This is a genomic window from Pseudomonas sp. H3_E04 (assembly GCF_054668915.1).
Window position 1 is genome coordinate 2412648 of record NZ_CP162797.1, and the last position, 24330, is coordinate 2436977.

The window sequence follows — 24330 nt, forward strand, 5'->3', positions numbered from 1 at the left end:
CGCGAATGGCCACACCGCGATTCAAACCCTTCAACCCCTGGAAACCGGCAACGGCGCAAACAGCGCCTCGATATCACCCTGTTCCAGTTTGAATCCCCCCGTCGTGCCACCTTCCAGTACCGCCCCCGCCAGCGCAGCCTTCTCCTGCTGCAACGCCTGGATCTTCTCCTCCACGGTACCCTTGGCAATCAACTTGTAGACGAACACCGGATTGTTCTGCCCGATCCGATAAGCCCGATCGGTCGCCTGATTCTCCACTGCCGGGTTCCACCACGGGTCAAAGTGGATCACCGTGTCCGCCGCCGTCAGGTTCAGACCGGTACCGCCGGCCTTGAGGCTGATCAGGAACAACGGCACCTTGCCACCCTGGAAGTCCTTGACCGGCGTGCGCCGGTCGGTGGTGTCGCCGGTCAGCAGCGAATAACCGAGCCCGCGCTGCTGCAACTCCTGCTCGATCAGCGCCAGCATCGAGGTGAACTGAGAGAACAGCAGGATGCGCCGACCTTCGCCGAGCAATTCCTCGAGCATCTCCATCAAGCTGATCAACTTGCCGCTGCCCGAGCGCAACGCCTTCGCCGTGAGCGGCATATTGACCAGGCGCAGATCGCAGCAGACCTGGCGCAGCTTGAGCAACGCATCGAGGATGATGATCTGGCTGCGCGCCACGCCACTGCGGGCGATTTCGTCGCGGACCTTTTTATCCATCGCCACGCGCACCGTCTCATAGACGTCGCGCTGACCATCGCTGAGTTCGACCCAGTGGATGATCTCGGTTTTCGGCGGCAACTCGGTGGCGACCTGATCCTTCTTGCGCCGCAGCAAAAACGGCTTGATGCGCGCGGTCAGGTGTTGCATGCGCTGCACATTGCCGTGCTTCTCGATCGGCGTGCGGTAATCGCGGTTGAAGGATTTGCTGTCGCCGAGCCAGCCGGGCATCAGGAAATGGAACTGCGACCACAGCTCGCCAAGGTGGTTTTCCAGTGGCGTGCCGCTCAGACACAAGCGCTGACGGGCCTGCAGGTCACGGGCGGCCTGCGCGGCTTTGCTCAGCGGGTTCTTGATGTTCTGCGCTTCGTCGAGAATCAGCACGCTCCATGACTGCGGCTGCAAGATCTGCAGATCTCTGGGCAGCAATGCATAAGTGGTCAGCACCAAGTCGTATTCGCCCAGATTGGCAAAGTCTTTGTGCCGCCCGGTGCCGTGCAGCGCCAGGACCTTCAACTGCGGCGTGAAGCGCTCGGCCTCGTCGAGCCAGTTGGGAATCAGACTGGTCGGCATCACCGCCAGTGCGGGGCAATCGAGACGCCCGGCGTGTTTTTCCGTGAGCAGATGAGCCAGGGTTTGCAGGGTTTTGCCCAGGCCCATGTCATCGCCCAGAATGCCGCCGACCTCCAGCTCGCGCAGAGTCTGCATCCAGTTCAGGCCTTCGAGCTGATACGGGCGCAGCTGCGCATTGAGGCCGGCCGGCGCAGCAACCTGTGCGTGACTGGAATTCTGCAGACGCTTGGCAAAAGTGCGCAGGCGTTCGCCGCCCTGCCAGTCCAACGGCACGCCATCGAGCATACTCAGACGCGCGGCGTCTGGAGCGGTCAAGCGCAGCGTGTCGCCCTGATGGCCGCCCAGGTACAGCTCACCCAGCGTTGCCATCAGCGGTTTGACCCGACTCAGCGGCAACGCGACTTTGGCGCCCGCCGGGTCGCCAAAACCGCTGGGCTTGAGCTCGATCAGGAGTTTTTCATCATCGCTGCGCTCCGCCAGATTGACCGGGTCGAGCAAGCGCGGCTGGGTCCGCAACAGGTGCAGAAGAATCGGCAACAAGCTGTAGCGCTCGCCGTTGACGACGATGCCCAACTGCAGATCAAACCACTGATGCCCGGCCTCTTCTTCGACCTCGGCGTACCACTGCTCAACTGGCTGCACATTGAAATGAAAGCCGGGACTGATGTCGATTTCCCAGTTCGCGGCGCGCAGTGTAGCCAGCCCTTCATGCATGAATCCGAGCCAGGCGGAATCATCCGGCAAGGTAAACATCTCGCCAGGACGGTCCATTGCACTCTTGCGCGTGGCTTTCTTGAAGCCATGTTTTTGCAGGTTCTGGCGCAGCTTCTTTTCCAGCGCAGGCTGACGCTGAATGCGCTGGGTTTCGCTGCCGTTGAGGATCATCACTTCCGGGTTGCGATCCACCGCCGGATGACCGTTGTAGGTAAACAGCAGAGCGGCGCGGTGCTCCAGCACGTATTCCCAGCGCGAGCGCTCGCGACCACTGACCAGGGTCAGTTGTGGCTGCGGCAGCACGTCATCGATGATCCGTTCGGTGAGCTTGTGCGGTGGCGCAATGTTGGTCGCCGCGCTCATGCGATGGCTGAACTGCATAGCTTGCCGCGCCGAAATGTCTGGCGCCAGGGTCAAGTGGCAGGCGAGTTTTTCTTCCAGTTCAGTGAACAGAGGGCCAACCTGTCGCAGCTCACGATCGAGGTAAAAAAGCGGCTCCAGCGCCAGCACGGTTTCCTGCGCGGCTTCGGCACTGCTCCATTGCGCGCGGAATCCGCCATCGGCCTGCTCAGCCCAAGAGAACCGGCCCACGCGTTTCGCGCCCGGTGTCAGCGCCCGCAGGTCTTCGAAGTCGAGGAAGAGACGCGAAGTACGCAGGAGCATGTCCAGCAGTTCGGCGCCGCTGCTGCCTTCCAGCGGATAGCCGCTGTAATAGGCGTGATGGGAATGCATCGCGACCAACAGCCTGGCGATGCGCAGATCCAGTTCGGACAGGTAGCCCGGCTGGCGCATGAGCATTTCCGAGAGCGAGTACATCGGTTTGACTTCGCGTAAGACCCCGCTCTTGAGCTGATTGACCTTGAAAATATCGAGCAGCCACTTGCCGTTCGCAGACGTGGCTTTGAGCTTGTAAAACAGACGCGTGCCTGCGGTTTGCGCACTTTGTTCAGCGGGCTTGGCCGGCACGGGAATTGTTGAAAGCCAATGCTCCAGCGCTCGTCCCAACGGGGTCTGCGCGTCACTTCCAGACGCATCCTCACCCGTGCCCAGCAGGTGATAGAGCACCGCCGCGCTGTGCTTGCAGTCCAGTGCAACCGGACAGCTGCACAGACATCGCAAGCTAACCGATCCCAACCGATCTTCTGACAGGTAAATGGTTTGCTCATACGCCTGAAGTTGCGATCCGACGCAGAACGCCTCTATCTTCTTGTCATCGATCTCGAGGATCTCGACCCGGTCATCGGCGACATAAGCCCGGGCCTTGGCCAACGCCTTGCTACTGAATGCGTGGGTCCATGTCAGCCCTTTGAGCCGCTCGATGAAAATGCTCATGGACAGTCCTTAGCTGGCCAGCACCCGGGCCAACGTTGATTTCACCTTGCCCATGCCGTCGTGCAGGGCCTGCTCGATTTCGGCCATGGTGATGACTTCGGTGGTCTTGCCCGCAGCCGGATTCACCACCAGCGCCAGACAGGCGTAATCCAGATCCAGCTCACGGGCCAGCGCTGCTTCCGGCATGCCGGTCATACCGACGATGTCGCAGCCGTCACGTTCCAGTCGAACGATCTCGGCCACCGTTTCCAGACGCGGACCCTGAGTGCAGGCGTACACGCCTTGATCGCTGTATTCGCAGCCTTCGGCGGCGACTGCGGCAATCAATTGCTGACGCAACGGCTCGCTGTAGGGAAAGCTGAAATCGATGTGCGTGACGTGTTCCAGATCATCGGCGAAATAGGTGTGCTCGCGCCCGCTGGTGTAGTCGACGATCTGGTGCGGCACGCAGAAATGCCCGGTACCCATGGCCGGGTGGATTCCGCCCACCGCGTTAACGGCGATGATCGCTTCGGCACCGGCCTGCTTCAGCGCCCAGAGGTTGGCGCGGTAGTTGACCTTATGCGGAGGGAAGCGATGCGGGTGACCGTGACGGGCGAGGAACAACACTTCCTTGCCGGCGTACTCACCAATCTGCACCTCGGCCGAAGGCGCGCCGTACGGGGTGTCGACTGCCAGCGACTGGCGAATGCTCAGGCCTTCGAGCTGAGTCAGGCCGGTGCCACCGATGATTGCGTAAACGGTCATAACGAAAAATCCTTAATCGATCAGTTGAGCGTCTTTGAGCGCGCCGAGGGCGGTGAGCCAACGCGGGTCCTGACGATAATCGGTGCTGGCGAAGGCCTGACCGCGCATCCTGGCAATACGTACCGAAGGCTTGACCTTCATGCGCTGCGCCGCGCTGAGCGCCAGTTCGGCAGCGGCGCGGTCGTTGCATACCAGGCCCATGTCGCAGCCAGCAGTGAGCGCGGCTTCGATGCGGCTGGCAGCGTCGCCGACCACGTGGGCGCCGGCCATCGACAGATCATCGCTGAAGATCACGCCATCGAACTGTAATTCGCCGCGCAGGATGTCCTGCAGCCAGCGCCGGGAGAAACCGGCGGGCTGTGAATCGACTTGCGGATAGATGACGTGGGCCGGCATCACGGCGGCCAGTTGTTTGCTGAGTTTGGCGAAGGGCACCAGATCATTGGCGCGGATATCGTCGAGACTGCGCTTGTCGTTCGGGATCGCCACGTGGGAGTCGGCTTCGGCCCAGCCATGGCCCGGGAAATGCTTGCCGGTGGCGGCCATGCCGGCGCTGTTCATGCCGCGAATGAATGCACCGGCGAGCAAGGCTGCGCGCTCGGGATCCCCTTCGAAGGAACGGGTACCGACCACGGCGCTGCGCTGATAGTCCAGGTCCAATACAGGGGCGAAACTCAAGTCGAGCCCGACGGCCAGCACTTCGGTGGCCATGATCCAGCCGCATTGCTCGGCGAGATACTCTGCATTCGGGTTATCGGCGATGGCGCGCATCGCTGGCAGACGGACGAAACCCTGACGCAAGCGCTGCACGCGCCCGCCTTCCTGATCCACCGCCAGCAGCAGATCCGGGCGAATCGCGCGGATCGCGGCGCTGAGTTCACGCACCTGACGTGGATGCTCAATGTTGCGGGCGAAAATGATCAGGCCGCCCACTTCGGGCTGACGCAACAATTGGCGATCTTCGGCCGTCAGCCAGGTACCGGCGACGTCCACCATCAACGAGCCTTGCAGGCCAGCAGTCATAGAGATTCCTTGAAAACGAAAAACCCGATCGGCATGCACCTGCTTCCCTGCGCAGTGCCCGGACGGTCAGCAGAATTCATGCAGATCGGGTTCAGTACGAGAGTCGGCATGGCCGGCTAGCTTAGCGGATAGCAGCTGCCGCGCCCACCCGTGCGCGGTCAAACCTTGGCGGCGACCGGCGTGGACTTGCTGCGCGGACGCAATTGCGCGCTGGCCATGGCTGTATCGGTAACGCCGGTTTCGGCGCGCATGCCGGCCGCGAGGAACGGCACCATCAGGCGCATGACTTGCTCAATGGAGGTATTGACGCCGAAATCAGTTTCGGCAATCGCGCGCAGGGCCTTGATCCCGGACATGCTGAACGCTGCGGCGCCGAGCATGAAGTGCACGCGCCAGAACAGCTCGATCGGCGGAATGCGTGGCGCCGCTTCGTTGACCAGCAGCATGTAGCGGCGAAACACCTTGCCGTACATGTCTTCCAGATAACGTCGCAAGTGGCCCTGGCTCTGACTGAACGCGAGGCCAAGCAAGCGCATGAAGATCGACAGATCGTTACCGCTGCGAGGCTGCACGACGAGTGCTTGCTCGACGAGTATTTCCAGCAGCTCTTCGAGCGTCGGCTTGTTTTCCGGTTTGGCCTGACGGCGCTCCAGCTCTTTGTCGAGGCTGACGCAGAACGGTCCGAGGAAACGCGAAAACACCGCTTGGATCAGCGCCTTCTTCGAGCCGAAGTGATAATTCACCGCAGCCAGATTGACGCCAGCCTTGCTGGTGATCAAACGCAATGAGGTTTCAGCGAATCCTTTCTCCGCGAACAACTGCTCGGCAGCATCAAGAATGCGTTCAACGGTTTCCGACTGGGCCATGGCTACTCCGCCTGACAAACACTTGTTTGAAACATACGTTTCAGCCTGTGCCTTGTCAAGCCTGCCGGTTCGTTTTGGGAATGGTCGGTCAGCTATTTAACCATACAACGCGCCGGCATTAATAAACGCTCATCGTGACCGCTCGGCGGGCGGCAAAAAAACGCCCATTGCCAAGATTGCTTCACTGTATATAATCCCAGTCACTGTATAAAAAGACAGAGCGATCAATATGCTAAAGCTGACGCCACGCCAAGCCGAGATTCTGGCCTTTATCAAACGTTGCCTCGAAGACAACGGCTATCCGCCCACCCGTGCGGAAATCGCTCAGGAACTGGGTTTCAAATCGCCAAACGCGGCGGAAGAACATCTCAAGGCCCTGGCCCGCAAAGGCGCGATCGAGATGACCCCGGGCGCTTCCCGCGGCATCCGTATTCCCGGCTTCGAAGCCAAGGCCGATGACTCCACCCTGCCAATCATTGGTCGAGTGGCTGCCGGCGCGCCGATCCTCGCCCAGCAGCACATCGAAGAATCCTGCAACATCAATCCGACCTTCTTCCATCCTCGCGCCGACTACCTGTTGCGCGTGCATGGCATGAGCATGAAGGACATCGGTATTTTCGATGGTGACCTGCTGGCAGTGCACACCACTCGCGAAGCGCGTAACGGCCAGGTTGTGGTTGCCCGTATCGGCGACGAAGTGACGGTCAAACGCTTCAAGCGCGAAGGCAGCAAAGTCTGGCTGATCGCCGAGAACCCCGAGTTCGCCCCTATCGAAGTCGACCTGAAAGATCAGGAACTGGTGATCGAAGGCTTGAGTGTCGGCGTCATTCGCCGCTAAAGGAGGCTCCATGCAGTTCCCACACACACCTCAGCAAACACAACTGCCTTTATTCGAAGCGTTTCTGGCGCAGCCGATAGCGCCGATTCTGAAAGACGTGGTCGAGCGAGACTGGAATGCCAAACCTGACGCCTTCAGTGAGCTGTCACTGCGGGGTGCGGCCGGGAACTGCCTGAACCTGCTCGCGCCGATCCTGCGTGAGCTCAGCGAAGATCAGGATGCGCGCTGGCTGACGCTGATCGCTCCACCCGCCAGCCTTACACAAGCATGGCTACGCGATGCCGGCCTGAACCGCGAGCGCATCCTGCTGCTGCAACCGCGCGGCACTCAAAGTGCCCAGCAACTGGCCTGCGAAGCGTTGCGCCTGGGTCGCAGCCATACCGTAGTCACCTGGCTCAACCCTCTGAATGCCAATTCACGGCAACAACTGATCAGCGCCGCGCGGACGGGCGAAGCTCAGAGTCTGAATATTCGTTTGGGTTGATTGCTGAATAATGCGCGCTGTGTGAAGCGCAGGGCTTCTCCAGGGACAGAGAAGCCGATCTGTAGCGCAAACGACCTAGAAACGGCCAAGGCGCGATCAATGAAGAACCCGCGGCCCCTCATCCTTATCAAACTCACCTTCAACCATGCGACCTGCCATCTGCACGCCAACGCTCAACATCGCTTTGGCGATTTCAACGTGCTGGCCTTGCAGGAACGCTTTGGCGTCCTCGGAGAAATCCAGCGTCACCAGAGAACCTTCGTCCTCAGCCCTGCGCAGTTCGATTCGGCCGTCTGGTAACTCGACAATCTCTAGAAAGGACGTTGGCATATAGGTCTGTTCTCCACGAAAGGCAGCGATTATATAGACATCATTCGAGCTTCGCTCGGGATCTTGACCAGCAGCATGTTTCAGATTGCCACTGCGCCAAACTACCTCAGCACTCGTTCAAGCCTTCCCGGAAACGCAGGGCCAGACCTTTGAGGTTCTGCCGCCAGCTCTCCAACTCTTCTCGACTTAGCTCTTCTGGCGGCTCTTCTTCATCAAGATTAATCGCTTGAATCAGCGGCTGCGTTACGTCGCCTTTCGGCTTGCGTGGTGCCCTCGGTGGCTGAAACAGTGCTGCGTGCGCCGCCAGCAGTTTCGCCAGCCAGGTTTCCGGATTACCGGCCAGCTCGACCATTTCGGCCAGCTCCGGGATCGCTATCGATTCCAGCACTTCGCGCTTCAACAACTCCTCTGCCCGCGGCGAATGGGCCTGCGGCAGACGATAGAAGCCAGCAATCTCATGGCACAAACCCAGCAGTGCGCCGTATAAGTGGAACAACGCCGACTCACGCCCGGCCTGAATCAGCGCCAGAGAATTCATCGCCCGCCCCTCTTCAGCACGAGCCAGAGCTTCGAGTGACAGGCCGGCGAAATAGATCTTCTGGTTGGTGCGGGTATAGAGTTCGTGGGCCATGACGGCAGCCTCCACAACGAAATAATTGCTTCACACAGGCCCGGCAGTGTCATGGATCAGCCGATGCCAGCGCAAGCACAAAACAAAAAGGCCGCATGAAATCCCGAAGGTTTCATGCGGCCTTTTTGTTGTTGAGACTAACGCTTACTCAGCCTTGGCCTTTGCGCTGCGCTTGTCTTCAACTGTCCACTTGCCGCCATCGTAGTACGCCTTCCAGCCCGTAGGCTTGCCGTCGACTTCGGTCTGCACGTATTGCTCCTTGGTCTTGCGGCTGTAGCGGATGACCGCTGGAAGGCCGTCAGGATCCTTTTGCGGAGCCTCGCACAGGAAGTGATATTTCGGATCAATCTCATCCTTGTGCGGCAGAATCTCGATCACCAGCGGGGCGCGGGTCTCGCGGTTTTTCGGAAACTGACTGGCGGCCAGGAACAGCCCGGAGGCACCGTCCCGCAGGATGTAGGTGTCGTTGACCTTTTCGCATTTCAGCTCAGGCATCTTCACCGGATCCATCTTCGGCGGCGCTGCATCACCGCTCTTCAGCAGTTTGCGCGTGTTCTTGCACTCAGGGTTGGTGCAACCGAAGAACTTGCCGAAACGGCCGGTCTTGAGCTGCATCTCGCTGCCGCACTTGTCGCACTCAAGACTCGGACCTTCGTAGCCCTTGATGCGATAGCTGCCCTCTTCGATTTCGTAACCGGCGCAATCCGGGTTGTTGCCGCAGATGTGCAACTTGCGCTTTTCGTCCAGCAGGTAAGCGTCCATCGCCGTGCTGCAGATCGGGCAGCGATGCTTGCCACGCAGTACCAGCGACTCCGATTCGCCCTCGTCGTCTGCGGCGATTTCATCGCCTGGCACCAGGTTGACCGTGGCCTTGCAACGTTCTTTCGGCGGCAGGCTGTAGCCCGAGCAGCCGAGGAACACGCCAGTCGATGCGGTACGAATCTGCATCGGACGACCGCAGGTGGTGCACGGAATGTCAGTCATGACCGGCTGGTTGGCGCGCATGCCGCTGTCCGGGTTTTCCGCTACTTCGAGTTTCTTTTTGAAGTCGCCGTAGAACTCGTCGAGCACGTTTTTCCAGTCGCGTTCGCCCTGCGCCACGTCATCGAGATTCTCCTCCATGCCGGCGGTGAAGCCGTAGTCCATGAGATTGGAGAAGCTCTCGGACAGACGTTCGGTGACGATGTCACCCATCTTTTCCGAGTAGAAACGACGGTTGTGCAAGGTCACATAACCGCGATCCTGAATGGTCGAAATGATTGCAGCGTAAGTCGAAGGACGACCGATGCCGCGTTTTTCCATTTCCTTGACCAGACTGGCTTCGGAGTAACGCGCCGGTGGCTTGGTGAAGTGTTGCGACGGATCGAGCTTGATCAGCTTCATCACATCGCCCTGGGCCATGTCCGGCAGCACGTCGTCATCGCCGGGCTTGGCAATTTGCGGCATCACACGGGTGTAACCGTCAAACTTGAGGATACGGCCCTTGGCGCGCAGCTCGAAGTCGCCAGCACCGACGCTGACGGTGGTCGACAGGTATTGCGCCGGCAGCATCTGGCAGGCGAGGAACTGACGCCAGATCAGCTCGTACAGACGCTCAGCATCGCGCTCCATGCCCGCCAGCTTGCTTGGCGTGGTATTGGCGTCGGACGGACGAATCGCTTCGTGGGCCTCTTGCGCGCCTTCCTTGCTGCTATAAACGTTCGGCGTTTCCGGCAGGTACTTCTTGCCGAATTCGTCCTCGATGTAAGTGCGCGCCATCGCCACGGCGTCGGCCGAGAGATTGGTCGAGTCGGTACGCATATAAGTGATGTAGCCGGCTTCGTACAGACGCTGGGCCATCATCATGGTTTTCTTCACGCCGAAACCGAGGCGGTTGCTCGCAGCCTGCTGCAAGGTCGACGTGATGAACGGCGCCGAGGGTTTGCTGCTGGTCGGCTTGTCTTCACGCTTGACGATGCTGTAGCTGGAAGACTTGAGTTTCTCCAGCGCGGCCATGGCCTGGGCTTCGTTCAGCGGCTTGAAGGCTTCGCCTTTTTCGCGAGCCACTTCGAAACGCACGGTCGAGCCTTTGGCAGTGCCGAGATCAGCGTGCACTTCCCAGTATTCTTCAGGAATGAACGCACGGATTTCGCGCTCACGCTCGACCACCAGCTTCACGGCAACCGATTGCACGCGACCGGCGGACAGGCCACGGGCGATTTTGGCCCACAGCAACGGCGACACCATGTAGCCAACCACGCGGTCGAGGAAGCGACGCGCCTGCTGGGCGTTGACACGATCAATGTCCAGTTCGCCCGGCTCGGAGAAGGCTTCCTGGATCGCCTTTTTGGTGATCTCGTTGAACACCACGCGCTTGTAGCGGCTGTCGTCACCACCGATGGCTTCGCGCAGGTGCCAGGCAATGGCTTCCCCCTCGCGATCCAAGTCGGTTGCGAGATAGATGGTGTCAGCATCCTTGGCGAGCCGGCGCAGCTCTTCGATGACTTTCTCTTTGCCGGGAAGGATCTCGTACTTGGCCTTCCAGCCGTGTTCGGGATCGACGCCCATACGCGAGACCAGCTGCTTACGCGCTTTGTCTTTCGGCGAGAGCACCGGACCTTCGCCCGCAGCAGCCTTGCCACGCTTGGCGGCTGGCTCTTTGCTGGCGCTAGCCGAACCGCTGGTGGGCAGGTCTCGGATATGGCCGATACTCGACTTCACCACGTATTGGTTACCCAGATACTTGTTGATGGTCTTGGCCTTAGCCGGGGATTCCACAATGACCAGCGATTTGCCCATGGATCAGAAAATTCCTGAATTCTAGAAGTGAAAGGCGGTTGGCGCCTGACGCGGCACCGCTATATATAGTTGATACAAGGTGAGGTCAAGCGCAGGGTTCTTTGCGCAGTTGCCTCATACCTTGTCAAAAAGGCTCGGTTCGGCTTGCACCAAAGCAAAGCGCGGCACCTGCTCGCCGTCAACCTCGACCGACTCGGCGAACATGCTCAACGGGCGCACCCAAAAGCCGTAATCGCCATACAGGGCTTGGTAAAAGACCACTTCTTCTTCGGTTTCGGAATGCCGCGCAACACTGAATACACGGTATTGCGGACCTTTGTAATGTTGGTAGAGCCCAGGTTGTATCGGCATGCTTCGGCCCTCACTGAAATCTTTTAAAAAATAAATAAAAAACCCAAAAACAAAAACCGGGGCACTGGGCCCCGGCTTCCATCGACGAGACGCTTAAACGCGTTCGAAGACGGTGGAGATGCCTTGGCCGAGACCAATGCACATAGTGGCCACCCCGAAGGTGCCGCTATTCTGCTTCATCACGTTCAACAGGGTGCCGGAAATACGCGCACCGGAGCAACCGAACGGGTGACCCAGGGCGATTGCGCCGCCGTGCAGGTTAACCTTCTCGTTCATCTTGTCGAGCACTTTCAGATCTTTCAGCACTGGCAGAGCCTGTGCGGCGAAAGCTTCGTTGAGCTCGAAGAAGTCGATATCGTTGATGCCGAGGCCCGCACGCTTCAAGGCTTTTTGTGTCGCCGGCACTGGACCATAGCCCATGATTGCCGGATCCACACCCGCCACCGCCATCGAACGGATTACTGCCATAGGCTGGATACCCAGGTCCTGGGCGCGCTGCGCCGACATCACGATCATGCACGAAGCACCGTCAGTGATCTGCGACGAAGTACCGGCAGTCACGGTGCCGCCCTTCGGATTGAAAGCCGGCTTGAGCGCCGCCAGACTTTCCAGGGTGGTTTCCGGACGAATGGTTTCGTCGTAGTCGTACAGTTTCAGGAAACCGTTCTCGTCGTAACCCTGCATCGGGATGATTTCGTCCTTGAACTTGCCTTCCACGGTTGCCTTGTGAGCCAACTGGTGGGAACGCACGCCAAAGGCATCCTGCTGCTCACGGGTGATGCCGTGCATCTTGCCGAGCATTTCAGCGGTCAGACCCATCATGCCCGAGGCTTTCGCCGCGTACAGCGACATGTGCGGGTTCGGATCGACACCGTGCATCATGCTCACGTGGCCCATGTGCTCGACGCCGCCGACCACGAACACGTCACCGTTGCCGGTCATGATCGCTTGCGCAGCAGTGTGCAGCGCGCTCATCGACGAACCGCACAGACGGCTGACGGTCTGGCCTGCGGAGGTGTGCGGGATCTGAGTCATCAGCGACGCCATGCGTGCGATGTTCCAGCCCTGCTCCAGGGTCTGGTTGACGCAACCCCAGATCACGTCCTCGACTTCCGCCGGGTCGACCTTGCTGTTGCGTTCCAGCAGTTTGCTGATCAGGTGCGCCGACATGTCTTCGGCGCGGGTATTGCGGTGCATGCCGCCCTTGGAGCGGCCCATCGGAGTACGACCGAAGTCGACAATCACGACGTCTCTAGGATTCAAGCTCATAAGTTCACTCTCACTCTAGTTGGGGGCGCTTAACCGAAGAAGCTCTGGCCGTTTTTGGCCATTTCGCGCAGCTTCGCGGTCGGGTGGTACAGCGCGCCCAAATCAGCGTACTGGTCAGCCAGGGCAACGAACTCGGCAACACCGATCGAATCGATGTAGCGCAGCGCACCGCCACGGAATGGAGGGAAACCGATACCGTAGACCAGACCCATGTCGGCTTCGGCGGCGGTTTCAACGATGCCGTCTTCCAGGCAACGCACGGTTTCCAGGCACAGCGGGATCATCATCCAGTTGATGATGTCTTCGTCAGTGACTTCGCGCTGCTCGTAAACGATCGGCTTGAGCACTTCGAGTACCGACGGATCGGCGACTTTCTTCTGCTTGCCTTTCTTGTCGGCCTCGTAGGCGTAGAAGCCCTTGCCGTTCTTCTGGCCCAGGCGCTTGGCTTCGTACAGCACGTCGATGGCCGAGCGACGGTCATCCTTCATGCGGTCCGGGAAACCTTCAGCCATGACGTCGCGACCGTGGTGACCGGTGTCGATGCCGACCACGTCCATCAGGTATGCCGGGCCCATTGGCCAGCCAAATTTTTCCATCACTTTGTCGATGCGAACGAAGTCGACACCGGCGCTGACCAGCTTGGCGAAACCGCCGAAGTACGGGAACAGCACGCGGTTGACCAGGAAACCCGGGCAGTCGTTGACGACGATCGGGTTCTTGCCCATTTTCTTCGCGTAGGCCACGGTGGTGGCGATCGCCAGTTCACTGGACTTCTCGCCACGGATCACTTCCACCAGCGGCATCATGTGCACCGGGTTGAAGAAGTGCATGCCGACGAAGTTTTCCGGACGCTTGAGGGCCTTGGCCAGCAGGCTGATGGAGATAGTCGAGGTGTTGGACGCGAGGATAGTGTCCTCTTTAACCTTGTCTTCGACTTCAGCCAGTACCGCTTGCTTGACCTTCGGGTTCTCGACCACAGCTTCGACAACCAGATCGACGTGACCGAAGTCACCGTACGACAGCGTCGGACGAATGCCGTTGAGCACTTCAGCCATTTTCGCGGCGGTCATGCGACCCTTGTCAACGCGGCCGACCAGCAGCTTGGCGGCTTCAGCCAGACCCTGCTCGATACCGTGCTCGTTGATGTCCTTCATCAGGATCGGCGTGCCTTTGGAAGCCGACTGGTAGGCGATACCGCCACCCATGATACCGGCGCCCAGTACAGCGGCCTGCTTCACGTCTTTGGCGATTTCGTCGTAGGCCTTGGCCTTTTTCTTCAGTTCCTGATCGTTCAGGAACAGGCCGATCAGGCTCTGCGCGGCAGAGGTTTTCGCCAGTTTGACGAAGCCTGCTGCTTCCACTTCCAGCGCTTTGTCGCGACCGAAGTTCGCGGCCTTCTGGATAGTCTTGATCGCTTCGACCGGCGCCGGGTAGTTCGGACCGGCCTGGCCAGCTACAAAACCTTTGGCGGTTTCGAAAGCCATCATTTGCTCAATGGCGTTCAACTTGAGTTTTTCAAGTTTCGGCTGACGCTTGGCTTTGTAATCGAACTCGCCAGAGATGGCGCGCTTGATCAGCTCAAGGGCAGCTTCCTGCAGCTTCTCAGGGGCGACCACAGCGTCGACGGCGCTGACTTTCAGCGCGTCTTCAGGACGGTTTTCCTTGCCGGCGGCAATCCACTCGATGGCGTTGTCGACACCGATCAAGCGTGGCAGACGTACGGTACCGCCGAAGCCTGGGTAGATGCCCAGTTTTACTTCCGGCAGACCGATCTTGGCCTTGGTGGACATGACGCGATAGTCGGCCGCCAGGCACATTTCCAGACCGCCACCGAGGGCGATGCCGTTGATGGCCGCGACAGTTGGCACGTTGAGGTCTTCGAAATCGCTAAAGATCTTGTTGGCTTCGAGATTGCCAGCAACCAGCTCGGCATCCGGCAGCTTGAAGTTGTCGACAAATTCGGTGATGTCGGCGCCGACGATGAATACGTCCTTGCCGCTGCTGACGATCACACCCTTGATCGAAGCATCTGCCTTGATGGTGTCTACGGCCTGACGCAGTTCGTTCAGGGTTAGACGGTTGAACTTGTTGACGGACTCACCCTTGAGGTCGAATTTCAATTCGACGATACCACTTTCAAGAGCTTTAACCGTGATGGCTTTACCTTCGTAAATCATCAACTGATCTCCACGATATGGAAGCTGAACAGTACACGTCGGACGCAGGCTTATGGTTCAGAAGGACGCTTTGTTCGTCGATGCTGACACCGTCCGCCTGGCACACCCGCCAACGCGATAGTCGGGATTCTGTAGGAGCAGTCTGTAAGACAAACGCTCAATTCATACGCCCGTTTGATTCGGGTACGTCACCTTCACGGAATTTCCGACAATTGTCAATCGCCCTAAATTCGGGCTGAAACGCGACTTTGCAGTCATTTCTGCACCATAATGAGCAGCAACACTCGCCCCGATGTTCAACCATTCATAGAATCAATAGTTAGAAAAGTCGCCCTAATTTCCGCCGAGCCCTGTGCAGAAGGCTACGCTGGGTGGACAGCGAGGAAATTTGCCGAGGCAATCAAAGCGCCTGCGGCAAAAAAGATTACCGGCCTGCCTGGCCAACCCGCCCGACGAATCATGTCGGGCTTTTTATTGCGCGTCTGCCAGACGCTCCGCACCGTTGCAGTGAGAAAAATCGCCGCTTCACGCCAGCGCTTTCAACGTCGTGTCGATATCCTGCAGAACCGTCGCCTCGCCCTTCTCGCCCCAATACAACGCGATCATCTGCTTGTCCGCTTCGATTTTGAAAACATTACCCGGCAATTTTTCGAAATAATCGAGCAGCGCCCGCTCATCGCAGACTTCCTGCCATTGATTGACCCAAACGCCCGGGGTTTTCTGCCAGTAGGTCCAGCACGCAGGTTGACTGCCACGCCGCGGCCGGTGGTACTGGGCGCAGGGATTCGGCGGCTCCGGCAGCAGCCAATGCGGCCACTCCTGCGGCGCCAGCTGCATGGCCAGGCCGATGCGTCGCGCCTCCATGCGCAAGGCCATGCGTCCGCTCTGCGTGCGCGATGGGCGTAACCATGCCAATGGACTTAAAACTACCAGCAGGATTGACACCACCAGCCAGACCGTCATATCTGTACTCCCGATTTTTGATGAGCCCATTGTGTCACTAGCGAACCAATGCGCTTGAAACCAGCCATACTTACCAATATCGAACCCTCAGGAGGAGCACCTCATGCCCTACCACCACATACTGGTCGCCGTAGATCTGACCGAAGAGTGCGACCCTGTGATCCACCGCGCCCGCGAGCTGTCGGTGAGCAACGCTGCCAAGTTGTCGCTGGTGCATATCGTTGAACCTATGGCCATGGCCTTCGGTGGCGACGTGCCAATGGACCTGTCACAACTGCAACAACAGCAGTTTGATCAGGCCAAGGAGCGTCTTGAAAAACTCAAATCGAAATACCCCGAGCTCGAAGGCGCCAATTGCCATCTGACCTACGGCCAGCCACGCCAGGAAATCCATCATTTCGCCAAGGAACAAGCGTGCGATCTGATCGTGGTCGGAAGCCATGGCCGTCATGGCCTGGCACTGCTGCTCGGCTCGACCGCGAATGATGTGCTACATGGCGCGCCATGCGATGTATTGGCGGTGCACCTGGTCAAACGCTGATCTGTCTTGCACTTTGTGGGAGCGAGCCTGCTCGCGAATACGTCGGCACATTCAATATGAGTGCTGCCTGACACACCGCTTTCGCGAGCAAGCTCGCTCCCACAGGTGACCTGCTCCCGCCTGTAGATCGCATTACATATGAAAAGCCCGGCGTTCATCACTGAGCGCCGGGCTTTTTCACATCAGCAGCAATCAGGCATCCAGCTCCGCCCAACGCTCCACCAACGCATCCAGCTCGGCCTGCAATTGCTCCAGCGAAGCAATCACCTTGGCCGTTTCCGCCGGCGGACGCTGGTAGAAACCGGCTTCAGCCATTTCCGCTTCAACCGCAGCGATCTGCTGCTCCTTGGCGTCGATGTCGCCCGGCAAGGCTTCCAGTTCGCGCTGCAGCTTGTAGCTCAGTTTCTTCTTGGCAACCGGAGCGGCAGCGGCAGGCGCAGCCACTGGAGCCGGCTCCGCGGTAACCACCGCCGAATTCAGGTCAGCCTTGCCCGATTTGCTTTCAGTCACGCCCAGCAGACGCGGCGAGCCGCCTTGGCGGATCCAGTCCTGATAGCCACCGACGTATTCACGAACCTTGCCTTCACCTTCGAAGACCAGGGTGCTGGTCACCACGTTATCGAGGAATGCCCGGTCGTGGCTGACCATCAGCACGGTGCCGTTGAAGGTCAGCAGCACTTCTTCGAGCAGCTCGAGGGTTTCCACATCGAGGTCGTTGGTCGGTTCGTCGAGGACCAGCAGGTTCGCCGGTTTGCTGAACAGCTTCGCCAGCAACAGACGCGCACGCTCACCACCGGACAATGCCTTGACCGGCGTACGCGCACGCTGCGGGCTGAACAGGAAGTCACCGAGGTAACTCAGCACATGGCGGCTCTGACCGTCGATATCGATAAAGTCGCGACCTTCGGCGACGTTGTCGATCACGGTTTTTTCCAGATCCAGCTGATGGCGCAACTGATCGAAGTACGCCACGTCGATGCGCGTGCCCTCTTCCACTTTACCGCTGGTCGGTTGCAAACCGCTGAGCATCAGTTTCAACAGCGTGGTCTTGCCGGTACCATTGGCGCCGAGCAGGCCGATACGGTCGCCGCGCTGCAGGACCATGGAGAAATCCTTGATCAGGAAAGGCCCGCCCGGGTGCGCAAAGCTGACATTCTCGAGCACCATCACCTGTTTGCCGGACTTGTCCGCGGTTTCCAGCTGGATGTTGGCTTTGCCGGTACGCTCGCGCCGCTCACTGCGCTCAACACGCAGGGCTTTCAGCGCGCGGACGCGACCTTCATTACGGGTACGCCGGGCCTTGATGCCCTGACGGATCCACACTTCTTCCTGAGCAAGACGCTTGTCGAACAGCGCGTTGGCGGTTTCTTCAGCGGCCAGCGCAGCTTCTTTGTGCACGAGGAAACTGGCGTAGTCGCCGTTCCAGTCGATCAGTCCACCGCGATCCAGTTCAAGAATGCGCGTGGCGAGGTTTTGCAGGAAGGAACGGTCGTGCGTGATGAACAGCACGGCGCCCTGGAAATCTTTCAACGCCTCTTCAAGCCAGGCAATCGCACCGATGTCCAGGTGGTTGGTCGGTTCGTCGAGCAGCAGCAGATCCGGTTCGGACACCAGCGCCTGCGCCAGCAGCACGCGACGACGCCAGCCACCGGACAGCTCGGCGAGGGTCTTGTCGGCCGGCAGTTGCAGGCGGCTGAGGGTGCTGTCGACCAGCGTCTGCAAGCGCCAGCCGTCACGGGCTTCGAGATCGTGCTGGACGTGCATCAGCTTGTCCAGATCAGCGTCGGTGACGATGTTCTGGCTCAGATGGTGGTATTCGGCGAGCAAGGCGCCAACACCGTCGAGGCCTTCAGCCACCACATCGAATACCGTCCGGTCGTCGGCAACTGGCAATTCTTGCGGCAATTCGCCGATTTTCAGACCGGGGGCACGCCACACCGAGCCGTCATCGGGCTTCTGGTCGCCCTTGACCAGTTTCATCATGCTGGACTTGCCAGTGCCGTTGCGGCCGATGATGCACACCCGCTCACCACGGGCGATCTGCCAGGACACCTTGTCCAACAACGGCATAGCGCCGAACGCAAGGGACACATCGCTGAATTTGAGCAGGGTCATGAGCTTCTCCAAAAACCGGGCGCGCATTCTACCTGACTTGAGGCTCCAGCAGGCCGGCAATTTGTCTGTCGAAGCACTCTGCACAACAATTGTTGCGAACTTGTGCAGCGAGGCGCGCAAAGCTTTCGCCGCTTGCTGGCAAAAGGCTAAGCTACAGGCAATTCAGTGCGGATTCCGATCGGCACTTGTCATGATTTCTCTGCCCGGATGTCTCATGCGCAGTCGCCTTTTCAGTGTTTTGTCCTGCTTGTTTCTCACCGCCACTGCCCCTCAATCCGTCCAGGCGGTGGACTTGTCCACCCAACGCCAGTATTACGATGAAGCCAAGCGCGCCTTGGCCAAGGGTGATACCGGCCCGTATTTCCGTTACAGCCAGGCGCTGGCCGATTATCCGCTGGAACCATACCTGGCCTACGACGAACTGACCGCGCGGCTGAAAACCGCGAGCAACGCGGAGATCGAGAAGTTCCTCGCCGAACACGGTGATTTGCCGCAAGCCAACTGGATGAAGCTGCGCTGGTTGCGCTGGCTCGCCGACCGCGGCGACTGGGCGACCTTCGTCAAGTATTACGATCCGAAACTGAATTTCACCGAACTCGACTGCCTCAACGCGCAGTACCAGATCAGCCACGACAAGAAAGCCGAAGGCTATGCCAGTGCGGAAAAACTCTGGCTGACCGGTAAATCGCAACCGGCTGCGTGTGACGCCCTATTCGGCATCTGGGCCGCCGATGGCCAGCTTACCGAGCAGAAACGCTGGGAGCGCACCAAACTTGCCGCGCAGGCCCGCAACTATCCGCTGGCCAACAGCCTGATCAACGGCCTGACCACCCTCGCCCCACGCGGTCGTTTGCTGGTCGACGTGGCGCAGAAACCCGAACTGCTCAACCAGCCGTCGCGCTTCACCCCGGCCGATGAGCCGATGTCCGACGTCGTCAGCCTCGGCCTGCGACGCCTTGCTCGGCAGGACCCGGACAAGGCCATGGCTCTGCTCGACGGTTACGCCAGCAGCATGCATTTCTCTCGCGATGAAAAAGTCGCCATCGCCCGCGAGATCGGCTTGACCCTGGCGCGCCGTTTCGACAGCCGCGCGCTGGATGTCATGACCAAATATGATCCGGAGCTGCGCGACAACACCGTCTCGGAATGGCGCATGCGCCTGCTGCTGCGTCTGGCACGCTGGAACGATGCCTACGAGCTGACCAAACGCCTGCCGCAGGATCTGGCCACCACCAACCGTTGGCGCTACTGGCAGGCGCGCAGCCTGGAACTGGCCCAGCCGCAGAATCCGCAAGCGCTGACCCTGTACAAGAATCTGGCGCGGGAACGTGACTTCTACGGCTTCCTCGCGGCTGATCGCTCGCAATCGCCTTACTCGCTGAACAACAAGCCGCTGGTGCTCAGCCAAGCGTTGATCAACAAGGTTCGTAACACCCCCGGCGTGCGCCGCGCGCTGGAGTTCCATACACGCGGGCAGATCGTCGATGGGCGCCGCGAGTGGTATCACGTCAGCCGTCATTTCAACCGCGATGAAATGGTCGCCCAGGCCAAACTGGCCTACGACCTGAAATGGTACTTCCCGGCGATCCGCACGATCAGTCAGGCGCAGTACTGGGACGATCTGGACATCCGCTTCCCGATGGCTCATCGCGATACACTCGTGCGTGAAGCCAAGGTTCGCGGCCTGCATTCGAGCTGGGTGTTCGCCATCACCCGGCAGGAAAGCGCCTTCATGGACGACGCGCGCTCCGGCGTCGGCGCCAGCGGTCTGATGCAATTGATGCCCGGCACGGCCAAGGAAACCGCGCGCAAGTTCAGCATCCCCCTGGCCTCACCGCAGCAAGTGCTCGATCCGGACAAGAACATCCAGCTCGGCGCCGCTTACCTTAGCCAGGTACACAGCCAGTTCAACGGCAACCGCGTGCTCGCCTCCGCCGCTTACAACGCCGGCCCCGGCCGCGTGCGTCAGTGGCTGCGCGGCGCCGATCACCTGGGCTTTGACGTCTGGGTGGAAAGCATCCCGTTCGATGAAACCCGCCAGTATGTGCAGAACGTGTTGTCGTACTCGGTGATCTACGGGCAGAAACTCAACTCGCCGCAGCCGCTGGTGGATTGGCATGAGCGGTATTTTGATGATCAGTAATCACCAGGCTGACGCCGGATCATGAAAAATGCCCGTATCGTGAGATACGGGCATTTTTTATGGCGGATTACTGGGTCGTTTACTGGGTCGGTTAATCAGGCTGACCATCATTAAACTGCAACGCCGCCAGCCGCGCGTACAGCGGATTGCTGGCGATCAACTCCTGATGTGTCCCCACCGCTACCAGCTTGCCTTGATCCATCACCGCAATTCGATCAGCGTTCTTCACCGTGGCCAGTCGGTGGGCGATCACCAGTGTGGTGCGGTTTTCCATCAGCGTTGGCAGGGCCTGCTGAATCAGATGTTCGCTCTGTGCGTCGAGGGCGCTGGTGGCTTCGTCCAGCAACAGGATCGGCGCGTCCACCAGCAAGGCGCGGGCAATGGCCAAGCGCTGGCGCTGACCGCCGGACAACCCGAGGCCGCCATCTCCCAGATGAGTCTGATATCCATCAGGCATCTGTTCGATGAAGTCATCGGCGTGAGCAATGCGCGCAGCTTCCTTGACTTGCGCAAGCGTGGCGGTCGGGCAGCCATAGCGAATGTTCTCCTCCACACTGCCGAAAAACAGCGCCGGGGTTTGCGAGACCAGCGCGAAACAGCGGCGCAGATCAAGCGGGTCAAGGCTGGTAAGCGGCACGCCATCGAGCAGGATCTGACCCTCGCGCGGATCGTAAAAGCGCAGCAACAGGTCGTAGACCGTGGACTTACCCGCGCCCGAGGGACCCACCAACGCCAGGGTTTCGCCCGCCCTCACTGTCAGATTCAAGCCATCGACGGCGTAGCTTTCCGGACGCGAGGGGTAGGAAAAGCGCACGTCGCGCAGTTCAAGCTCACCTTTGACTCGCGCTGGCAAAGTGACCAGTCCGGTCAACGGTGGCTGGATGATGTTTTCCGAACGCAGCAACTCTGCGATGCGTTCTGCTGCGCCAGCAGCACGCTGCAGTTCGCCGATCACTTCGCTCAGCGTGCCGAACGCGCTGCCGACGATCAGGCTGTAGAAAACGAATGCCGCCAACTCACCGGCTGATATCCGCCCCGCCATCACATCCATGCCGCCGACCCACAACATCACCGCCACCGCGCCAAGCACCAGCACGATCACCAAAGTGATCAACCACGCTCGCTGGAAAATCCGTTTGCGCGCAGTTTCGAACGCCTGCTCGACGGTCGAGGCGAAACGCTGCTCGTCCTGCACCTGGTGGTTGTAGGCCTGCACAGTTTTGATCTGGCCGAGGGTTTCCGACACATAGCTGCCAATGTCGGCGATGCGGTCCTGGCTCTGGCGCGACAGATTGCGCACGCGGCGGCCGAAAATCAGGATCGGCGCGATCACCAGCGGTAACGCAATCACAACGATGCTGGTGAGTTTGGGATTTGTAATGAACAGCAACACCACACCACCGATGACCATCAGCAGGTTGCGCAGGAACAGCGAGAGCGACGAGCCGATCACCGATTGCAACAGCGTGGTATCAGCGGTCAGGCGCGACTGGATTTCCGAGCTGCGGTTGTCCTCATAAAAGCCCGGATGCAGATACACCAAGTGATTGAACACCTGGCGGCGAATGTCGGCGACCACGCGCTCGCCAATCCACGAAACAAGATAGAACCGCGCAAAAGTGCCCAGTGCCAGCCCGAGCACCAGCAGCATGAAAATGCCGATGGACTGATTGAGCAGATGTGGCGACCGGGTCATGAAACCCTGATCGACCAACAACTTGATGCCCTGCCCCATCGACAGGGTAATGCCGGCGGTGACGATCAGCGCGAGTAAAGCGCCGACGGCATGCCAGCGGTACGGCAGGAGAAAATGACTGGTCAGGCGCAGGGCGCGCCGGTGTCGGGAAGAAAGCATGGAGATCATGGAGTTCACGTCTGCGCAGATGGATCGGGCCAGCCTACAGGTTCAGATGGGGTGGAACTCTGTAAATCACAATGAGTCAGGTTAAATATGCCCGGGATGTCCGGATGCTAGAAACGATTGGTCTAAGGTTGCGGTTGAGACCGGCGGTCAATTCTGTTTGAGTAGAGATGCCGCCCGCCGACAGACCGCAGGGAGTTGTCACAGCCTGGTCACGTGGCGGTTTTAACTTAGGCACACAACCTGATGAGGAGACAGGCCATGTCCTTGCAACACAGCAGCGAAGACAAGATTGAAGTGATCCGCACCAAACCCGACCAGTCTCTGGGTTGCTCGATTATCGATGAGCAGGGCCGCGAAGTACCGATCACTGAAGACATGATCCAGGACGCTTGCCGCGAGCTGGAGAAGCGATTGGTCAAGCCTGCCGAACAAGAATGATGTAGCCACCGTCTTCCTGACCCGGCCCTGATTGGCCGGGTTTTTTATGCGCCTGATTTAGCTGCAAATCGTGTAGGAGCTGCCGAAGGCTGCGATCTTTTGATCTTCAAAAAGCAAGATCAAGAGATCGCAGCCTCGTTTCACTCGACAGCTCCTACAAGACACGGATTGCCCCAAGCGCCGCCACAATCTGCCGCAACACCGGCGACTCCCCTTCAATCCGCACCTTCAGCCCTTCGATCTCGCGTCGCACCGGATACTGCTTGCGCAACACATCAAACGCCGTACGCTGTTCAGCGACATTTCCCACCAGGCTGCGGCGAAAATCCGCATCATCCCGGCGCGGGTCGTACACACCCCGGCACAGCATCGCCAGCGCCCACGCCGGATCGCTGTCACCGTGCAAGGAAATTTCCGACAACCACGGCGCTGGCAACAGATCACTCAACTGGATAACCGCAGGTTGGCCGCTGAAAGCACAGTAGGCCTGATAGATCTGCGCGGTCCCGCGTTGCTTGCCGTCGAGGCTGTAACCGGCAATATGTGGCGTGGCCAATACGCAGAGCTCGGCCAGCGCAACATCAACTTCGGGTTCTTTTTCCCAGACATCGAGCACTGCCTGCAGGTCCTCGCGCTCCAGCAGCACCTCACGCAGCGCAACGTTATCCACCACAGGGCCGCGCGCCGCATTGATCAGCCAGGCACCCTGCTTGAGTTGCTGCAAACGCTGTTGATCGAACAGGTGCCAGGTTGCAGAGTCGCCGCTGCGGGTCAATGGCGTATGCAGACTGATCACGTCGCACTGCTCGATGATCTGCTCAAGGCTGAGATAATCGCCGCCCTCGGCAGCCTGACGTGGCGGATCGCAAACCTTGACGTTCCAGCCCAGGCCCTTCAGGACCTTGATCAAACGCCCCCCCACTTCACCGGCGCCGACGACGCCGTAAGTACGCTGAGTCAGATCCGCGCCTTCGATTTCGGCCAGCGTCATCAGACTGCCCAGAACGTAATCGACCACGCCACGGGCATTGCAACCCGGCGCGCTCGACCAGCAGATCCCGGCCTCGTTGAAATAATCCAGATCCAGATGATCGGTGCCGATGGTGCAGGTGCCGACAAAGCGCACCTTGCTGCCTTCAAGCAGCGCACGGTTGACGTTGGTCACCGAACGCACCAGCAACACATCGGCCTGCTCGACCGTTGCACGGTCAATGGAGCGGCCCGGCACTCGGCGGATGTCGCCAAAACCGGCAAAAAAGGCATCGAGCAGCGGGATATTTTCGTCGGCAACAATCAGCATGGCGGGCTCCTTGGGCGGATCGGCAGTTTAGGTGCAGACGCGCCGATCAGCCAGCAGGGTTTGCGCTTACAAATACGTAACAGAGGATTTTTCCTGACCGAGGCGTCAGCGGCGTAGAATGCGCCGCGTTGCGCATCAATACTTTCTG

At 59.4% G+C, this 24330-nt stretch carries 19 protein-coding genes; 5 read left to right on the forward strand and 14 right to left on the reverse strand.

The genetic code is table 11. The annotated features are described in order from the left end of the window. Positions 1–30: 30 nt before the first annotated feature. The 4 genes from AB4N53_RS10790 to AB4N53_RS10805 form a co-directional block, all read right to left on the reverse strand. Positions 31–3324, reverse strand: coding sequence for a DEAD/DEAH box helicase (locus tag AB4N53_RS10790; protein WP_460120407.1), 3294 nt, complete (start codon positions 3322–3324; stop codon positions 31–33). A 9-nt stretch (positions 3325–3333) separates the two neighbouring features. Then, positions 3334–4071 (reverse strand): S-methyl-5'-thioinosine phosphorylase, encoded by a 738-nt coding sequence (locus tag AB4N53_RS10795; RefSeq protein ID WP_016775487.1) that lies wholly within the window; start codon positions 4069–4071, stop codon positions 3334–3336. Positions 4072–4083: 12 nt separating this feature from the next. Further along, a complete protein-coding gene (gene nagZ / locus AB4N53_RS10800) occupies positions 4084–5094 on the reverse strand; it encodes a beta-N-acetylhexosaminidase (protein WP_460120409.1) in 1011 nt (336 codons plus the stop codon). 158 nt (positions 5095–5252) lie between these two features. After that, positions 5253–5960, reverse strand: a complete 708-nt coding sequence (locus AB4N53_RS10805) for a TetR/AcrR family transcriptional regulator (RefSeq protein WP_042609037.1) — start codon at positions 5958–5960, stop codon at positions 5253–5255. Positions 5961–6189: 229 nt separating this feature from the next. Between AB4N53_RS10805 and lexA the strand changes: the two genes are divergently transcribed. Both lexA and sulA read left to right on the forward strand, forming a co-directional pair. Then, the gene (gene lexA, locus AB4N53_RS10810; RefSeq protein WP_016775490.1) at positions 6190–6798 is read left to right on the forward strand and encodes a transcriptional repressor LexA; all 609 of its coding nucleotides are present in this window, start codon (positions 6190–6192) and stop codon (positions 6796–6798) included. Between the two features lie 10 nt (positions 6799–6808). Beyond that, complete coding sequence (gene sulA, locus AB4N53_RS10815; RefSeq protein ID WP_460120412.1) at positions 6809–7282, forward strand: SOS-induced cell division inhibitor SulA; 474 nt, start codon at positions 6809–6811, stop codon at positions 7280–7282. A 96-nt stretch (positions 7283–7378) separates the two neighbouring features. On the opposite strand, the gene AB4N53_RS10820 is transcribed toward sulA, so the two are convergent. The 7 genes from AB4N53_RS10820 to AB4N53_RS10850 form a co-directional block, all read right to left on the reverse strand. Further along, positions 7379–7612, reverse strand: coding sequence for a hypothetical protein (locus AB4N53_RS10820; RefSeq protein WP_007953047.1), 234 nt, complete (start codon positions 7610–7612; stop codon positions 7379–7381). 106 nt (positions 7613–7718) lie between these two features. Further along, positions 7719–8243 carry a DUF6586 family protein gene (locus AB4N53_RS10825; RefSeq protein WP_460120414.1) on the reverse strand — a complete coding sequence of 175 codons (525 nt, stop codon included), beginning with the start codon at positions 8241–8243 and terminating at the stop codon, positions 7719–7721. A gap of 144 nt (positions 8244–8387) precedes the next feature. Then, positions 8388–11021, reverse strand: coding sequence for a type I DNA topoisomerase (gene topA / locus AB4N53_RS10830; RefSeq protein WP_129999684.1), 2634 nt, complete (start codon positions 11019–11021; stop codon positions 8388–8390). 114 nt (positions 11022–11135) lie between these two features. Continuing rightward, positions 11136–11372 (reverse strand): DUF1653 domain-containing protein, encoded by a 237-nt coding sequence (locus tag AB4N53_RS10835; protein WP_460120416.1) that lies wholly within the window; start codon positions 11370–11372, stop codon positions 11136–11138. Positions 11373–11465: 93 nt separating this feature from the next. Beyond that, on the reverse strand, positions 11466–12641 hold the full coding sequence (gene fadA, locus AB4N53_RS10840) for an acetyl-CoA C-acyltransferase FadA (RefSeq protein WP_016775495.1): 1176 nt from the start codon (positions 12639–12641) through the stop codon (positions 11466–11468). Between the two features lie 29 nt (positions 12642–12670). Continuing rightward, positions 12671–14818: a fatty acid oxidation complex subunit alpha FadB gene (gene fadB / locus AB4N53_RS10845; protein ID WP_024013640.1), complete on the reverse strand. Its 2148-nt coding sequence runs from the start codon at positions 14816–14818 to the stop codon at positions 12671–12673. A gap of 525 nt (positions 14819–15343) precedes the next feature. Further along, positions 15344–15781, reverse strand: coding sequence for a hypothetical protein (locus AB4N53_RS10850; protein WP_460120418.1), 438 nt, complete (start codon positions 15779–15781; stop codon positions 15344–15346). 103 nt (positions 15782–15884) lie between these two features. Between AB4N53_RS10850 and AB4N53_RS10855 the strand changes: the two genes are divergently transcribed. Then, on the forward strand, positions 15885–16322 hold the full coding sequence (locus AB4N53_RS10855) for a universal stress protein (protein WP_016775498.1): 438 nt from the start codon (positions 15885–15887) through the stop codon (positions 16320–16322). A gap of 192 nt (positions 16323–16514) precedes the next feature. Here the strand turns inward: AB4N53_RS10855 and AB4N53_RS10860 are convergent, their stop codons facing one another. After that, complete coding sequence (locus AB4N53_RS10860) at positions 16515–18437, reverse strand: ATP-binding cassette domain-containing protein (RefSeq protein WP_039760799.1); 1923 nt, start codon at positions 18435–18437, stop codon at positions 16515–16517. Between the two features lie 214 nt (positions 18438–18651). Here AB4N53_RS10860 and AB4N53_RS10865 point away from each other — a divergent pair, with 214 nt between their 5' ends. Further along, a complete protein-coding gene (locus tag AB4N53_RS10865) occupies positions 18652–20580 on the forward strand; it encodes a transglycosylase SLT domain-containing protein (RefSeq protein WP_460120421.1) in 1929 nt (642 codons plus the stop codon). A gap of 91 nt (positions 20581–20671) precedes the next feature. Here the strand turns inward: AB4N53_RS10865 and AB4N53_RS10870 are convergent, their stop codons facing one another. Continuing rightward, positions 20672–22444: an ABC transporter transmembrane domain-containing protein gene (locus AB4N53_RS10870; protein ID WP_460120422.1), complete on the reverse strand. Its 1773-nt coding sequence runs from the start codon at positions 22442–22444 to the stop codon at positions 20672–20674. 258 nt (positions 22445–22702) lie between these two features. Between AB4N53_RS10870 and AB4N53_RS10875 the strand changes: the two genes are divergently transcribed. Continuing rightward, positions 22703–22882, forward strand: a complete 180-nt coding sequence (locus AB4N53_RS10875; RefSeq protein ID WP_024013646.1) for a PA1571 family protein — start codon at positions 22703–22705, stop codon at positions 22880–22882. Between the two features lie 154 nt (positions 22883–23036). Here AB4N53_RS10875 and pdxB read toward each other — a convergent pair whose 3' ends face one another. Then, positions 23037–24182, reverse strand: coding sequence for a 4-phosphoerythronate dehydrogenase PdxB (gene pdxB, locus AB4N53_RS10880; protein ID WP_460120423.1), 1146 nt, complete (start codon positions 24180–24182; stop codon positions 23037–23039). Positions 24183–24330: the final 148 nt, after the last annotated feature.